Genomic DNA, 14,858 nt, shown 5'->3' with positions numbered 1-14,858 from the left:
ACTGCAGTCAGTCCGTAAAGGCAGATGCGCGCCATGCCCGGTGACGCCAGAGGGAGTGTGTGCGTCGCTGCCATTTGTCGGTGTACCTCTCTCGTTTGCTCAGTTGTTCAGGAATATGGTGCAGCAGCTCGCCGTCGCCGCAGTAAATTGCGGCGTGATTCGGCACTGATGAACCAAAACAGCACAGCAGCACATCGCCCGGCTGTGCCGCTGACAACGGCACCTGATACAGCCCCGTCGCCTCCAGATTATCCAGATAGAGATTCTGGCCGTTACGCCACCAGTCATCCTCACGATGAAAGTCCGGCATCTCAATCCCCGCCAGATGATAAGCATCCCGGAACAGTGTGTAACAGTCCGTCACACCGTGCTCAAAGCGCCGCCCGGTGAGATGCGGCACACAGCGGAACTTATGAATCGTCCCCCGGCAGACCAGCCACCACGGCAAATCACTCTGCACCTGCAGCCGCCGGTCGGCCTCACTCAGCCAGGGCAGACCACCGGGGTGGCTGTGGACCAGCGCCACAATCTCACCCTGCATTTCTGCCTGCAGCCAGTCTTCCGGCGACATACGGAAATACGCCTCCGGCTCACCGGAGATATTCACGCAGGGGAAATATCTTTCCCCCTCCGGCGTGCTTACCACGAAGCCGCACGACTCCGCTGGCGCACATCGCCGGGCGTGCGCCAGAATCGCTGATTCTGTCTGTGTCATGGGATTTACTGCGAAAGTTTGTTAATGGAAAGGAAGCCGCCAAAGTTGCCGACGTTATTGCGGAACTTACAACCGCTCAGGCATTTGCTGCATTTATCCTTCGTGATATCGGACGTTGGCTGGTCATATTCATCCGCGACAGCCGGACCGCTATAACCGCACTCGTCACCGCGATAGGTCCAGGTGCAGGTGTTGGCCAGCATGATACGTCCCGGAAAAACAGCGCCATCCGTTTCCGTCGGCGTGGACAGTACAAAGGAGGCACTCACCGCGCTCAGTTCGCTGCACTGCTCAATGCGCCAGCGGCTGATCACCTCCTGCTCCGGATCGGCGTAACTGTTTCCGTTGACGAAGTTCACCGCATCCAGAAAACGGGCGTAAACCTTACGCCGGACCACCGTTCCGCCGACCAGACTCTGCATATCTTCCGCCATCCCGGTGACCATACCGTACAGGTTAGAAACCGTCAGCGTGGGGCGCGTACTGGTGCCTTTGCCATTCAGTTCAAAACCGCTCCCCTGAATGGGATACGGCTGATACTGTCGCCCCTGCCAGGTGACCGGCTCACCTTTTTCGTTCTGCTCATTACAGAAAAAATAACGTTCTCCACCGACCTCTGTCAGGTCGATTTCCCAGAGCACCACGCTGGCCGACTGCTCCGCACGGGTGCATTCATTCAGTGTTTCCTGCCGGATATCCTGCATCAGTTCACCACCTGTTCAAACTCTGCGCTGAACTCAACACGCAGCATACTGACCCGCGACGACCATTTTGCGCAGGTCACCTTTATCTGCCGCCACTCATAAGGCGGCGTCCACAGAAAGGATTTCCAGCCCCCGTGCTCTTCCAGAAACGACTCCAGTACCGTGGCCTCCTCACGGGGGACAGAAAGCGTCACGCTGTACGTTTTCAGGTTGGCATTCAGCCCGGCAGGCGCTCGCTGAGAATAGCCATCACCAAAGCGCACCTTTCTTACAGAAGGGACCGAAGCCACATCCATACCGGGTTTCACTTTCCAGCGGAAGGTCTTCATCGTCCACCTCCGGAGAACAGGCCACCATCACGCATCTGTGTCTGAATTTCATCACGGGCACCCTTGCGGGCCATGTCATACACCGCCTTCAGAGCAGCCGGACCTATCTGCCCGTTCGTGCCGTCGTTGTTAATCACCACATGGTTATTCTGCTCAAACGTCCCGGACGCCTGCGACCGGCTGTCTGCCATGCTGCCCGGTGTACCGACATAACCGCCGGTGGCATAGCCGCGCATCAGCCGGTAAAGATTCCCCACGCCAATCCGGCTGGTTGCCTCCTTCGTGAAGACAAACTCACCACGGTGAACAATCCCCGCTGGCTCATATTTGCCGCCGGTTCCCGTAAATCCTCCGGTTGCAAAATGGAATTTCGCCGCAGCGGCCTGAATGGCTGTACCGCCTGACGCGGATGCGCCGCCACCAACAGCCCCGCCAATGGCGCTGCCGATACTCCCGACAATCCCCACCATTGCCTGCTTAAGCAGAATTTCTGTCATCATGGACAGCACGGAACGGGTGAAGCTGCGCCAGTTCTGCTCACTGCCGGTCAGCATCGCCGCCATATTCTGTGCAATACCATCAAAGGTCTGCGTGGCTGCACTTTTTACCTGCGACATACTGTCCGTGGCGCTCTCTTCCCACTCACTCCAGCCGGACTTCAGGCCTGCCATCCAGTTCCCGCGAAGCTGGTCTTCAGCCGCCCAGGTCTTTTTCTGCTCTGACATGACGTTATTCAGCGCCAGCGGATTATCGCCATACTGTTCCTTCAGGCGCTGTTCCGTGGCTTCCCGTTCTGCCTGCCGGTCAGTCAGCCCCCGGCTTTTCGCATCAATGGCGGCCCGTTTTGCCCGTTGCTGCTGTGCGAATTTATCCGCCTGCTGCGCCAGCGCGTTCAGGCGCTCCTGATACGTAACCTTGTCGCCAAGTGCAGCCAGCTGGCGTTTGTACTCCAGCGTCTCATCTTTATGCGCCAGCAGGGATTTCTCCTGTGCAGACAGCTGGCGACGTTGCGCCGCCTCCTCCAGTACCGCGAACTGACTCTCCGCCTTCCACAAATCCCGGCGCTGCTGGCTGATTTTCTCATTTGCTCCGGCATGCTTCTCCAGCGTCCGGAGTTCTGCCTGAAGCGTCAGCAGGGCAGCATGAGCACTGTCTTCCTGACGATCGCCCGCAGACACCTTCACGCTGGACTGTTTCGGCTTTTTCAGCGTCGCTTCATAATCCTTTTTCGCCGCCGCCATCAGCGTGTTGTAATCCGCCTGCAGGATTTTCCCGTCTTTCAGTGCCTTGTTCAGTTCTTCCTGACGGGCGGTATATTTCTCCAGCGGCGTCTGCAGCCGTTCGTAAGCCTTCTGCGCCTCTTCGGTATATTTCAGCCGTGACGCTTCGGTATCGCTCTGCTGCTGCGCATTTTTGTCCTGTTGAGTCTGCTGCTCAGCCTTCTTTCGGGCGGCTTCAAGCGCAAGACGGGCCTTTTCACGATCATCCCAGTAACGCGCCCGCGCTTCATCGTTAACAAAATAATCATCCTTGCGCAGATTCCAGATGTCGTCTGCTTTCTTATACGCAGCCTCTGCCTTAATCAGCATCTCCTGCGCGGTATCAGGACGACCAATATCCAGCACCGCATCCCACATGGATTTGAATGCCCGCGCAGTCCTGTCTGCCCAGGTCTCCAGCGTGCCCATGTTCTCTTTCAGGCGGCGGGTCTGGTCATCAAACCCTTTCGTTGCGGCCTCGTTCGCCGCCTGCAATGCCCCGGCTTCATCGCCGGAACGCTGCAACTGAGCAACATACGCAATCTGCTCCGCCGACACGTTATGGAACTGGCGAGCCATCGCCGTCAGCCCCGACGTCGGGTCTGTGGTCAGCTTCCCGAAGGCTTCAGCGACCTTGTCCACCTCCACGCCGGATGCAGAGGAGAAACGCGCCACACTCTGGCTGATGGACGCAATCTGAGCCTCACCGCTTACCCCCGCCTTAACCAGTGCGCTGAGTGACTCGCTGGTCTGGTTAAACGTCAGCCCTGCCGCCTGCCCGGCTCTGGACAGGACCAGCATACGATCTGCCGTCAGTCCCGCCTGATTGCCGGAAAGGACCAGCGTTTTGTTGAAATCGGACAGGGTTGAGTTGCCCTGATACCAGGCATACGCCAGCGCACCGGTCGCCACCGCCAGCGAGGTGGCCCCCACCATCGGCAGGGTGATCGCACCGGCAAGCCCCCTGAACATGGGGATCATCCCGCCGAAGGAGTCCTTCACCTGCCCCCCCTGTTGCAGCAGGATCAGCCACGGACTTTGCCCGCCTGCAAGCTGCGTGGCCACGTCGGTGAACTGTGCAGGCAGCATACGCATGGCGGCTTTATACTGCCCGACGGAAATCCCCGCTTTCTGTGCAGCCAGCGCCTGTCGGCTCAGCGACTGTTCAACGACTGCCGCTGTTTTTTTCGCATCACTTTCCGTACCAGAAAAATGACGCCTGACTCTGGCCATCTGCTCGTCAAATCTGGCCGCATCCAGACTCAAATCAACGACCAGATCGCCTACCGGTTCAGCCATACCGGACTCCTCCTGCGATCCCTTCTGATACTGTCATCAGCATTACGTCATCCTCCGTCATGTCCGCCACATCCGGGGAAGCGGGGATAACTTCATTCCCGTCCGGGCCAAAGCGGACACCTCCGGCAAGCCCTGCCGCTTTCTGCATCAGCACATCATCTTCAGGCTCTTCGTCAGCCTCGCGCCGGTTCAGCAGACTGAAATCCAGCGGATGCATATCCGGATCGCTGAAAAACAGGCTGAGCACGGTGTACGTCAGCCCGGAAAAGTGCATATCCAGCAGAACATCATGAAAATAATGGGTACTGTAAAAGCGGTGCCAGTCGGCATACTCCGTGGATGACATCCCGGCAAGCATGGCACGCCAGTCGGGTCGCCCCATCTCACGCGCCAGTTTCAGGGCAAAACTCAGCTCACCGTCGAACACTTTCCCGCAGAAACAGGCTCTGCGGGCCCGGCGTCCTCTGTCTGTTCAGGGGCATTATTCACCACAAACTCATACATACCAGACAGCCGGTACACCACGTTTTCAGCATGAGAAATTGCCTCCGTGGGCCAGGTGGTAAGCACTTCCTGCTCAATCTGTTTAACGGCTTCATTCATGGACGGCATCTGCGTCTTCTGCGGATGGTTATGCCACAGGGACATCGCCACCAGAAACGCGCCGGTTCTGATGGCGTCTTCCACAGTAAACTTCCGGTTGCTGTCTGACTCCGCCTGTTCTGCCTGCCGTTTCATCAGGGCGAGATGCTCAATGCGCTGCAGGGCTGACAGTTCAGAAAGCGTGACGGTCACACCGTTATGTTCAAATGATTCGGTTTTCAGGAACATCGCTGACTCTCCGGATTAACTGGCGGTGACGGTAATTTCTGCAACCGCAGCAAACTCACCATTACCGGATACAACCGGAATGTTGACCTTGCCTGCAGCAACGCCGTTCACGGTGATGGTCATACCACTGACCGACACGGTGGCTTTTGTTTTATCCGCAGACACCGCACGAAAGCTCTTGTCGGTTACGCCCTCCGGCTGGAAGGCCACGGTCAGCGTGGTGCTCTGCCCTTTCACCACCGAGGTGCTGGCAGGCGTCACGGTCATGCCGGTTGCCGCTGTTACCGTGCTGCGATCTTCTGCCATCGACGGACGTCCCACATTGGTGACTTTCACCGTGCGGGTGATCACTTCCTTCGCCGTCACCGCCTTACCGATACTGCTGACCCAGCCACGGAACACATCGACCGTGCCGTTCGGGAAGCGGATTTTATAGGCACGGGTATCGCCTTCATTAAACCACGCCAGCAGCGCCTGCTGCCCCTGCTCTCCGGGCATCCACGCCAGCGTGAAGCTGGTATCTCCGGCAGATTTCTGCCCCTGCCCGGTCGCAGTCCAGTCTGCATCTTCATCATCGAGATAGCTGTCGTCATAGGACTCAGCGGTCAGTTCGCCGGGCGTCAGGTCTTTAACTTTTGCCAGACGCGACCAGTCAACGTCTGAAAGCGGATTCGCGTAAGGGTCACCGCTCCCCTTATAAACCCACAGGGTGGTCCCGGCACCTTTCACCGGCATTGTAGGATTTGGTACAGGCATAGCGTCCTCACATTTCATAGGTAATGACATAAGTCAGATCGGCTGAACTCCACAAGCCCGCATCATCGTCGCGCCGGTAGTCATAGCCGCTGGCCACCATACTGGTGATCAAATCTGACAGTGCCGGGATATCGCTCATCACCGGATAAATCCGGGACTCCATCCACGCATCCAGCTCTGAATCCGGCACCTGAGCAGGCAGGAAAACTTCGATATGCAGCTCCGCCTGCCAGGTATCGCTGTCCAGCTCTTCGCCCGTGTATTCAGCGCCGGTGAGATAAACGGCAACTGCCGGAAAATCCGCCTCATCAAAAACAGCGGGGCGACCATCAAAAAACGTCGCCCCGGTGTCATGCTTCTCCAGTGCATCCAGTACGGCTGCACGGAGTTCAGTATGTTTCATCGCTTTATTACCATCCTCAGTTGATGCTGCAGCGCATAGCCCAGCTCTTTCGGAAGACGTTCACGCCGTATCCGCTCAATATTTTGTTTAAACGCCGTGGTCAGCGGCACCGCCATCGGGATTTTCACCACATCAATGGGGTAACGGTTTTTCCCAGCCACACGCTGCATGACATGCCACCGGCCATTTTTCAGTTGCTGAATAAACGCGCCGGGAATACGACGGTTACCCACCACAAGCACGCTGCCGCCACCTTTCAGGGATGAACGCTGCCCCTTTTTACGACGCCTGCGGCGCGAAAGGACAACCCGCGCATTACCCAGCTTGATTACGGGCAAATCCCCCCGGTTAACTTTGATTCTGGCCTGCGGATTTTTGACCGTGGCCCTTTTCAGCCTGGCCCTTTCCTTTACCAGTTTCCGGCGTACCTTTGTCTCACGGGCAACCTGTGACGCCGACTGCGATATCGCGGATGAAGCAACGCGGTTAATGGCCATTGCGGCGGCACCAGGCACCGCCGTTTTGCTGATACGGCTGAGGTTTTCAACGGCCTGCTCAAGACCTTTTATGGCCATACATCCCCCTTTCAGCGGCGACGGTTAACGGCAGGCGGTACGCCCCGTCCAAGCCAGAGATGACAACTTCCGCCATCATCCGGCGAAACCCGATCTACCCAGAAATTTTCCTCACCGATGGTCAGCGTGTCTCCACGCCGCAGCTGCCGCACCTCATCAGTCCGGACAAACAGGGACGGGCTGGAGCCTTCAACGCGCACGCCCTGTCCGGCATAGCTGATATTTTCAGGGTCATCAAAAACACCACGTATCACCGCACCTGACTGCTCACCGGATGTAATGGTGGCTGACGTTCCCATGTACCCGCGTATCGTTTCATCGGCGCGGGCAATGGCAGCATCGAACAGGTTATCGAAATCAGCCACAGCGCCTCCCGTTATTGCATTCTGGCCAGGCCGCGCTCTGTCATTTCGGCTGCCACACCGGCAGAGACACGAAACGCCGTTCCCGGCAGCACAAATGCCACAGGTTCATCCCGCGTGGCGTGAAGTGCATCAGTATGCAGCTTCACCAGTGCCACGACCGTGACCAGTTCAGACGTATCCAGAATCACGGTATCCGGCTGCGCTGATCCCACCTCATTTTCATGTCCGGTCAGCACATTTTCCCGGCTGAGAGGGGTGTCCTGACCGGCAGTTTCATCCGTGTCATCAAGCTCCTCTTTCAGCTCTGCCACACGGAGCGCCAGTTCTTCTTTCGTCCCCGTCAGGCTGACATCACGGTTCAGTTGTTCACCCAGCGAGCGGAGACGGGCAATCAGTTCATCTTTCGTCATGGACTCCTCCACAGAGAAACAATGGCCCCGAAGGGCCATGATTACGCCAGTTGTACGGACACGAACTCATCAGGGTCAGCCAGCAGCATCAGCGGTGCTGACTGAATCATGGTGAACTCACGCGCCGGATCGCCGGTGGTCACCCAGTTTTTCGGGTAACGGGCAGAGGCGTTAATGCCTTCGCGCTGTGCGTCCGCATCCTGAATGCAGCCATAGGTGCGCAGACCGCGTGCCTGAGTGTTCCCCAGCACCATCGTGTTGTCCGGCAGGAAGTTCTTTTTGACGCCGTTTTCCACGTACTGTCCGGAATACACGACGATGGCCACATCGCCATACATCCCCTTATAGGACACCGCTTTGCCCAGGTCTTTCACCGCTGTCTCCAGCTCGGAATTAGAGCCACGACGGGTATCCAGCTTCTCCTTGACGGCTTTGAAGGAACGGAACAGCGCCCAGCCTTTCGGATCGAACACGATGATATTCACCACACCGCTGGCGTTCAGCGCGTAGGCTTCGATATCGTCGGTCGGGTCATACGTGGACTTGTCACGCTTGCTCCACTCCGTGCCGCCGGACTGCGTGATGTTATTCTCCTCACTGCGGCCCATATCCACCTCAACCGGATCGAAGGCTTCACCGGTCATGGTGTATTTGCCCTTAAGCACGGCAGAAACTGCCTGCATCTCTTCGACCTGAGCAATGGCCAGCTCTTCGTCACGCATGTTCTGCATGATGATGCGACGGCGGCGGTAAGCCGGGTCCGCCAGATTCTGCGGATCTTCATCCGGCAGGCGACGCAGGGTCATCTGCGGATTCACTTCATGCTTCGGCTTGACATATCCCGGCGTAAATTCAGAGGTGGAGCCGCCACGGGAACGGATAACCTCACCGGAAACAATCGGCGAAACGTACAGCGCCATGTTTACCAGTCCCGGAATTTGTGAGAGATAGACTTTCTCCGTGGTGAAGGGATAGCTCTCACGGAAAAAGAGACGCAGAAACAGCGGATCAAACTTAAATTTCTGCTCATTTGCCGCCAGCAGTTGGGCGGTTGTGTACATCGACATAAAAAAATCCCGTAAAAAAAGCCGCACAGGCGGCCTTTAGTGATGAAGGGTAAAGTTAAACGATGCTGATTGCCGTTCCGGCAAACGCGGTCCGTTTTTTCGTCTCGTCGCTGGCAGCCTCCGGCCAGAGCACATCCTCATAACGGAACGTGCCGGACTTGTAGAACGTCAGCGTGGTGCTGGTCTGGTCAGCAGCAACCGCAAGAATGCCAACGGCAGCACCGTCGGTGGTGCCATCCCACGCAACCAGCTTACGGCTGGAGGTGTCCAGCATCAGCGGGGTCATTGCAGGCGCTTTCGCACTCAATCCGCCGGGCGCGGTTGCGGTATGAGCCGGGTCACTGTTGCCCTGCGGCTGGTAATGGGTAAAGGTTTCTTTGCTCGTCATAAACATCCCTTACACTGGTGTGTTCAGCAAATCGTTAACGGCATCAGATGCCGGGTTACCTGCAGCCAGCGGTGCCGGTGCCCCCTGCATCAGACGATCCAGCGCAGTGTCACTGCGCGCCTGTGCACTCTGTGGTGCTGCGGCCAGAATGCGGCGGGCCGTTTTCACGGTCATACCGGGGGTTTCTGCCAGCACGCGTGCCTGTTCTTCGCGTCCGTGAGCCTCCTCACAGTTGAGGATCCCCATAATGCGGCTGTTTTCTGCCGCAACCGCTGCGGTGATCTGCGCGTTCACGTCCGGCTGCGCCGCGCTGGCGTTCTCGCCCTCCGTCGCTGGCACCACGTCAGTAACGTCAGCCTGCGAAGCAGTGGCTGAAACAGTTGTTGATTGAGTCTCTTTGGTCATTCGCCCTCCTGAGAGACGGGATTTACGTGCATCCAGTGCATCACGCATGACGGTGATCGCATCGGTGCTGTTAACAAGTTCATCAGCCAGTCCGGCATCAATGGCCTCCTGACCGCTGTACACTGCAGCCTCGGTATCCAGCACAACCTGCACGGACAGGCCGGTATATGCCGACACCTTCTGCGCAAACATCTGGCGGGTTGCGTCCATCCGGGACTGCAGTGTCTCCCGGACGTCATCCGGAAGATGGCTGTAGGGGTTGCCATCCACCTTATGGCTGCCGCTGTAAATCAGCGTGATTTCCACACCCTGTTTCTCCAGCGCAGCACCGTAATTACTGTGAGCCATCATGACGCCGATGGAGCCTGTCCGGGCGGTCTGCGTGACCAGACGCCGGGAGGCGGCACTGGCAAGCAACTGACCTGCACTGCAGTTCATGTCGTTGGCAAGCGCCCATACCGGTTTTATGTCACGCACACGGGCGATGATGTCAGCGCAGTCAAATGCCCCCGCCACCATCCCGCCGGGCGTGTCCATATCGAGCAGAATGCCGTCCACCATCGGATCGCTGGCAGCCTGTTGCAGACGGGCGATAATGCCGTTGTAACCGGTCATCCCCGAGTACGGCTGCAGCGCCCGCGTCCGGCTGACCAGCGTGCCGGACACCGGCAGCACGGCGATGCCGTTCATGACCTGATAACTGCGGGCCTGTCGTGGTCCGTCATCATCACCGGATAATGCCAGCGTCGCGAGTGCCTCCTGGGCAGTCAGGCTGTCGCCGGACACCGCATCCGTCAGGCTGCTGATCCCAAGCTGGCCTGCAAGCGCACAAAAGAAAACCCGCGCATAGGCGGGTTCAAGCATCAGCGGCTCATTAAAGGCCATGCTGGCAATATGCGGGAGATTACGCAGCTCTGCTGTCACTCTTCTCCTCCTCTGTTGATTGTCGCAGCCCGGATTCAAATGCTGCAGCCGCCCAGGCGGGCGGTTTAAGACCGGCTGCACGGCGCTCCATCGTTTCACGGACCTGCTGGGCAAAAATTTCCTGATAGTCGTCACCGCGTTTTGCGCACTCTTTCTCGTAGGTACTCAGTCCGGCTTCTATCAGCATCACCGCTTCCTGAACTTCTTTCAGACCATCGATGGCCATACGACCGGAGCCTATCCAGTCGCAGTTCCCCCAGGCACTGCGGGCTTCCTGAAAACTGAAGCGCGCTTTTGAAGGTAACGTCACCACGCGGCGAACGATGGCCTCTTCCAGCCAGCACAGAAACATCTGGCTCGCCTGACGGGATGCGACGAATTTTCGCCGCCCCATAAAGTACGCCCACGACTCGTTCGCACTGGCCCGTGCCGTGGAGTAGCTCATCTGGGCGTAATTCCGGGAAAGCTGCTCATACGAGACACCCAGCCCGGCAGCGATATACCGCAGCAGTGACTGCTCAAACACGGAGTAGCCGTTATCCGTATCCTGAGCCGTCTGCAGGTTCAGTGAGTCACCCGGCATCAGGTGCGGTACTTTTGCGCCTCCCAGCCGGACCGGCGCTGCGGCGTAATACGCGGCAATTTCACCAATCCAGCCGGTCAGCCTTTCCCGCTGCTCCTGACTGTTCGCGCCCAGAATAAAATCCATCGCTGACTGCGTATCCAGCTCACTCTCAATGGTGGCGGCATACATCGCCTTCACAATGGCGCTCTGCAGCTGCGTGTTCTGCAGCGTGTCGAGCATCTTCATCTGCTCCATCACGCTGTAAAACACATTTGCACCGCGAGTCTGCCCGTCCTCCACGGGTTCAAAAACGTGAATGAACGAGGCGCGCCCGCCGGGTAACTCACGGGGTATCCATGTCCATTTCTGCGGCATCCAGCCAGGATACCCGTCCTCGCTGACGTAATATCCCAGCGCCGCACCGCTGTCATTAATCTGCACACCGGCACGGCAGTTCCGGCTGTCGCCGGTATTGTTCGGGTTGCTGATGCGCTTCGGGCTGACCATCCGGAACTGTGTCCGGAAAAGCCGCGACGAACTGGTATCCCAGGTGGCCTGAACGAACAGTTCACCGTTAAAGGCGTGCATGGCCACACCTTCCCGAATCATCATGGTAAACGTGCGTTTTCGCTCAACGTCAATGCAGCAGCAGTCATCCTCGGCAAACTCTTTCCATGCCGCTTCAACCTCGCGGGAAAAGGCACGGGCTTCTTCCTCCCCGATGCCCAGATAGCGCCAGCTTGGGCGATGACTGAGCCGGAAAAAAGACCCGACGATATGATCCTGATGCAGCTGGATGGCGTTGGCGGCATAGCCGTTATTGCGTACCAGATCGTCTGCGCGGGCATTGCCACGGGTAAAGTTGGGCAACAGGGCTGCATCCACACTTTCACTCGGTGGGTTCCACGACCGCAACTGCCCTCCAAATCCGCTGCCACCGCCGTGATAACCGGCATATTCGCGCAGCGATGTCATGCCGTCCGGCCCCAGAAGGGTGGGAATGGTGGGCGTTTTCATACATAAAATCCTGCAGGTCCCCTGCGTCGCTGTGTCATGCCGGTCTGCACTTCCAGCTCTGCAATATATTTTTTCAGGTCAGACACGGAAGTGGCCGTAAACTCCACCCTTCGTCCGTCTTTCTGTACTGTTGCCACCCGTTTACCTGTCATCAGGTCATGCAGTGCCGCACGGGCAGCGGCAAGTTCTTCCTGTCGCGTCATTCATCCTCTCCGGATAAGGCACGGGCGTAATCTGCCAGTGTTTTCTTGTTGGTTGCTGCACCATCCTCTTCCTGCAGGCTCGCCAGCAGCGCACTGAGATCCAGCTGCCAGCGGGAAATACTGATGCGCAGCGCCGCCAGCGCATAAACGAAGCAGTCGAGTGCCTCATTGCGTCGCTTTTTGCTGTCCCACAGTATTTTTTTCCTGCCATCCACCCATTTTTCGACCTGCTCTTCAGCAGTCAGCTGCTGCGCTTCGGTCAGATCAAAAATATCCGGGTTATTCGGGAAGTGAACGGCACCGGGAAGCGGTTCATCCCCTTCCGGCGTCAGTGTGAAGCGGTTATAAATCTGCTCTTTCGCGGTATCCGTACCGATTTCGGTAAGGTAAACCCCGTTTTTGTTTCGCTTACGTGGCATGCTGGCCACCGGCTTTCCGTAGACGGATGCCCCTTTAATGGGGATCACCCGGAACAGCCCATGTTTTTTCGAGCGTTCATACACAATGGTCGGGTCAATCCCGCCAGTATCCCAGCAGATACGGGATATCGACATTTCTGCACCATTCCGGCGGGTATAGGTTTTATTGATGGCCTCATCCACACGCAGCAGCGTCTGTTCATCGTCGTGGCGGCCCATAATAATCTGCCGGTCAATCAGCCAGCTTTCCTCACCCGGCCCCCATCCCCATACGCGCATTTCGTAGCGGTCCAGCTGGGAGTCGATACCGGCGGTCAGGTAAGCCACACGGTCAGGAACGGGCGCTGAATAATGCTCTTTCCGCTCTGCCATCACTTCAGCATCCGGACGTTCGCCAATTTTCGCCTCCCACGTCTCACCGAGCGTGGTGTTTACGAAGGTTTTACGTTTTCCCGTATCCCCTTTCGTTTTCATCCAGTCTTTGACAATCTGCACCCAGGTGGTGAACGGGCTGTACGCTGTCCAGATGTGAAAGGTCACACTGTCAGGTGGCTCAATCTCTTCACCGGATGACGAAAACCAGAGAATGCCATCACGGGTCCAGATCCCGGTCTTTTCGCAGATATAACGGGCATCAGTAAAGTCCAGCTCCTGCTGGCGGATGACGCAGGCATTATGCTCGCAGAGATAAAACACGCTGGAGGGGTCATCCGGCGTCCATTTGAGGCCAAACGGCGTCTCTTTGTCGCCAAATTTAAGATACTGCTCCTCCCCGCAATGCGGGCAGGCAACATGAAAACGCATAAAATGCGGGGATTCACTGGCTGCACGCTCAATCTGACAGGTGCCTCTCACTTTTGGCGTGGAGCCACGGATGGACTTTGGCCAGACCGAGCCTTCAATACGCTTGTCACCCAGGAACGTCGGAGAGCCTTCCTGTTCAATATCATCATCAAAAGCAGCAAGTTCATCATAACCCGCCACATCCACCGACTTTTCACGGTAGTTTTTTGCCGCTTTACCGCCCAGGCACCAGAAGCCACGCCCATTAGTGAAACGCTTCATGGTGAGCGTGTTATCCCGGTGCTTTTTGCCATACCACGGGGCCAGCGCCAGCAGCGACGGAATATCACGAATAGTCGGCTCAACGTGGGTTTTCATAAAGTTCTCGGCATCACCATCCGTCGGCAACCAGATAAGGGTGTTGCGCTGCTTATGCTCTATAAAGTAGGCATAAACACCCAGCAGCATTTTGGAATAACCGACACGGGCAGACTTCACCACATTCACCTCACGGATGTAGTCGCTGCCCATCGCATTCATGATGGCCCGCTGAAAGGGCAGTGTTTCCCAGCGCCCTTCCTGGTATGCGGATTCTTTCGGGAGATAGTAATTAGCATCCGCCCATTCAACGGCGGTCTGTGGCTCCGGCCTGAACAGTGAGCGAAGCCCGGCGCGGACAAAATGCCGCAGCCTGTTAACCTGACTGTTCGATATATTCACTCAGCAACCCCGGTATCAGTTCATCCAGCGCGGCTGCTTTGTTCATGGCTTTGATGATATCCCGTTTCAGGAAATCAACATGTCGGTTTTCCAGTTCCGGAAAACGCCGCTGCACCGACAGGGGGAGCCCGTCGAGAATACTGGCAATTTCACCTGCGATCCGCGACAGCACGAAAGTACAGAATGCGGTTTCCACCACTTCAGCGGAGTCTCTGGCATTCTTCAGTTCCTGTGCGTCGGCCTGCGCACGCGTAAGTCGATGGCGTTCGTACTCAATAGTTCCTGGCTGGAGATCTGCCTCGCTGGCCTGCCGCAGTTCTTCAACCTCCCGGCGCAGCTTTTCGTTCTCAATTTCAGCATCCCTTTCGGCATACCATTTTATGACGGCGGCAGAGTCATAAAGCACCTCATTACCCTTGCCACCGCCTCGCAGAACGGGCATTCCCTGTTCCTGCCAGTTCTGAATGGTACGGATACTCGCACCGAAAATGTCAGCCAGCTGCTTTTTGTTGACTTCCATTGTTCATTCCACGGACAAAAACAGAGAAAGGAAACGACAGAGGCCAAAAAGCTCGCTTTCAGCACCTGTCGTTTCCTTTCTTTTCAGAGGGTATTTTAAATAAAAACATTAAGTTATGACGAAGAAGAACGGAAACGCCTTAAACCGGAAAATTTTCATAAATAGCGAAAACCCGCGAGGTCGCCGCCCACTGACGCACCA

At 57.0% G+C, this 14,858-nt stretch carries 18 protein-coding genes; all 18 read right to left on the bottom strand.

Annotation, left to right across the window (positions count from 1 at the left end; genetic code table 11):
• Window positions 1-7: 7 nt before the first annotated feature.
• The 18 genes from D1B32_RS23100 to D1B32_RS23015 are packed head-to-tail and all read right to left on the bottom strand — an operon-like array spanning window position 8 to window position 14,657.
• A complete protein-coding gene (locus D1B32_RS23100; protein ID WP_118890483.1) occupies window positions 8-715 on the bottom strand; it encodes a C40 family peptidase in 708 nt (235 codons plus the stop codon).
• Window positions 716-720: 5 nt separating this feature from the next.
• The gene (locus D1B32_RS23095; RefSeq protein ID WP_001152639.1) at window positions 721-1,419 is read right to left on the bottom strand and encodes a phage minor tail protein L; all 699 of its coding nucleotides are present in this window, start codon (window positions 1,417-1,419) and stop codon (window positions 721-723) included.
• Entirely contained in the window at window positions 1,419-1,748 is a 330-nt protein-coding gene (locus tag D1B32_RS23090; protein ID WP_000847379.1) for a phage tail protein, read from the bottom strand. The genes D1B32_RS23095 and D1B32_RS23090 overlap by 1 nt, the downstream gene beginning before the upstream one ends.
• Window positions 1,745-4,306, bottom strand: coding sequence for a phage tail tape measure protein (locus D1B32_RS23085; protein WP_000840207.1), 2,562 nt, complete (start codon window positions 4,304-4,306; stop codon window positions 1,745-1,747). Before D1B32_RS23085 ends, D1B32_RS23090 begins: the two co-directional genes overlap by 4 nt.
• Window positions 4,299-4,733, bottom strand: a complete 435-nt coding sequence (locus D1B32_RS23080) for a phage tail assembly protein T (protein ID WP_000459457.1) — start codon at window positions 4,731-4,733, stop codon at window positions 4,299-4,301. The genes D1B32_RS23085 and D1B32_RS23080 overlap by 8 nt, the downstream gene beginning before the upstream one ends.
• Window positions 4,715-5,137, bottom strand: coding sequence for a phage tail assembly chaperone G (gpG, locus tag D1B32_RS23075; protein ID WP_000479153.1), 423 nt, complete (start codon window positions 5,135-5,137; stop codon window positions 4,715-4,717). Before gpG ends, D1B32_RS23080 begins: the two co-directional genes overlap by 19 nt.
• Before the next feature lie 15 nt (window positions 5,138-5,152).
• Window positions 5,153-5,893: a phage tail protein gene (locus tag D1B32_RS23070; RefSeq protein ID WP_001349920.1), complete on the bottom strand. Its 741-nt coding sequence runs from the start codon at window positions 5,891-5,893 to the stop codon at window positions 5,153-5,155.
• A gap of 7 nt (window positions 5,894-5,900) precedes the next feature.
• The gene (locus D1B32_RS23065) at window positions 5,901-6,296 is read right to left on the bottom strand and encodes a phage minor tail U family protein (RefSeq protein ID WP_000683105.1); all 396 of its coding nucleotides are present in this window, start codon (window positions 6,294-6,296) and stop codon (window positions 5,901-5,903) included.
• Window positions 6,293-6,871, bottom strand: coding sequence for a phage tail protein (locus D1B32_RS23060; RefSeq protein ID WP_000975070.1), 579 nt, complete (start codon window positions 6,869-6,871; stop codon window positions 6,293-6,295). The genes D1B32_RS23065 and D1B32_RS23060 overlap by 4 nt, the downstream gene beginning before the upstream one ends.
• An 11-nt stretch (window positions 6,872-6,882) precedes the next feature.
• The gene (locus D1B32_RS23055) at window positions 6,883-7,236 is read right to left on the bottom strand and encodes a head-tail joining protein (protein WP_000752979.1); all 354 of its coding nucleotides are present in this window, start codon (window positions 7,234-7,236) and stop codon (window positions 6,883-6,885) included.
• A gap of 11 nt (window positions 7,237-7,247) precedes the next feature.
• Entirely contained in the window at window positions 7,248-7,646 is a 399-nt protein-coding gene (locus tag D1B32_RS23050) for a DNA-packaging protein FI (RefSeq protein ID WP_000158919.1), read from the bottom strand.
• Between the two features lie 41 nt (window positions 7,647-7,687).
• Window positions 7,688-8,713 carry a major capsid protein gene (locus D1B32_RS23045; protein WP_000063280.1) on the bottom strand — a complete coding sequence of 342 codons (1,026 nt, stop codon included), beginning with the start codon at window positions 8,711-8,713 and terminating at the stop codon, window positions 7,688-7,690.
• A gap of 55 nt (window positions 8,714-8,768) precedes the next feature.
• The gene (locus D1B32_RS23040) at window positions 8,769-9,101 is read right to left on the bottom strand and encodes a head decoration protein (protein ID WP_001297109.1); all 333 of its coding nucleotides are present in this window, start codon (window positions 9,099-9,101) and stop codon (window positions 8,769-8,771) included.
• Between the two features lie 9 nt (window positions 9,102-9,110).
• Window positions 9,111-10,430, bottom strand: a complete 1,320-nt coding sequence (locus D1B32_RS23035) for a S49 family peptidase (protein ID WP_000123343.1) — start codon at window positions 10,428-10,430, stop codon at window positions 9,111-9,113.
• Window positions 10,411-12,012: a phage portal protein gene (locus tag D1B32_RS23030; protein WP_001359455.1), complete on the bottom strand. Its 1,602-nt coding sequence runs from the start codon at window positions 12,010-12,012 to the stop codon at window positions 10,411-10,413. Before D1B32_RS23030 ends, D1B32_RS23035 begins: the two co-directional genes overlap by 20 nt.
• Window positions 12,009-12,215 carry a phage head-tail joining protein gene (locus D1B32_RS23025; RefSeq protein WP_000198149.1) on the bottom strand — a complete coding sequence of 69 codons (207 nt, stop codon included), beginning with the start codon at window positions 12,213-12,215 and terminating at the stop codon, window positions 12,009-12,011. Before D1B32_RS23025 ends, D1B32_RS23030 begins: the two co-directional genes overlap by 4 nt.
• Window positions 12,212-14,137: a phage terminase large subunit family protein gene (locus D1B32_RS23020; RefSeq protein ID WP_001027292.1), complete on the bottom strand. Its 1,926-nt coding sequence runs from the start codon at window positions 14,135-14,137 to the stop codon at window positions 12,212-12,214. The genes D1B32_RS23025 and D1B32_RS23020 overlap by 4 nt, the downstream gene beginning before the upstream one ends.
• Window positions 14,112-14,657, bottom strand: a complete 546-nt coding sequence (locus tag D1B32_RS23015) for a DNA-packaging protein (protein WP_000453580.1) — start codon at window positions 14,655-14,657, stop codon at window positions 14,112-14,114. The genes D1B32_RS23020 and D1B32_RS23015 overlap by 26 nt, the downstream gene beginning before the upstream one ends.
• Window positions 14,658-14,858 lie beyond the last annotated feature (201 nt).

It is taken from the genome of Oceanobacillus profundus, from assembly GCF_003515705.1.
In the GTDB taxonomy this organism is placed as follows: Bacteria; Bacillota; Bacilli; order Bacillales; family Amphibacillaceae; genus Oceanobacillus; species Oceanobacillus profundus.
This window is presented reverse-complemented; position numbering and strand designations above follow the sequence as displayed.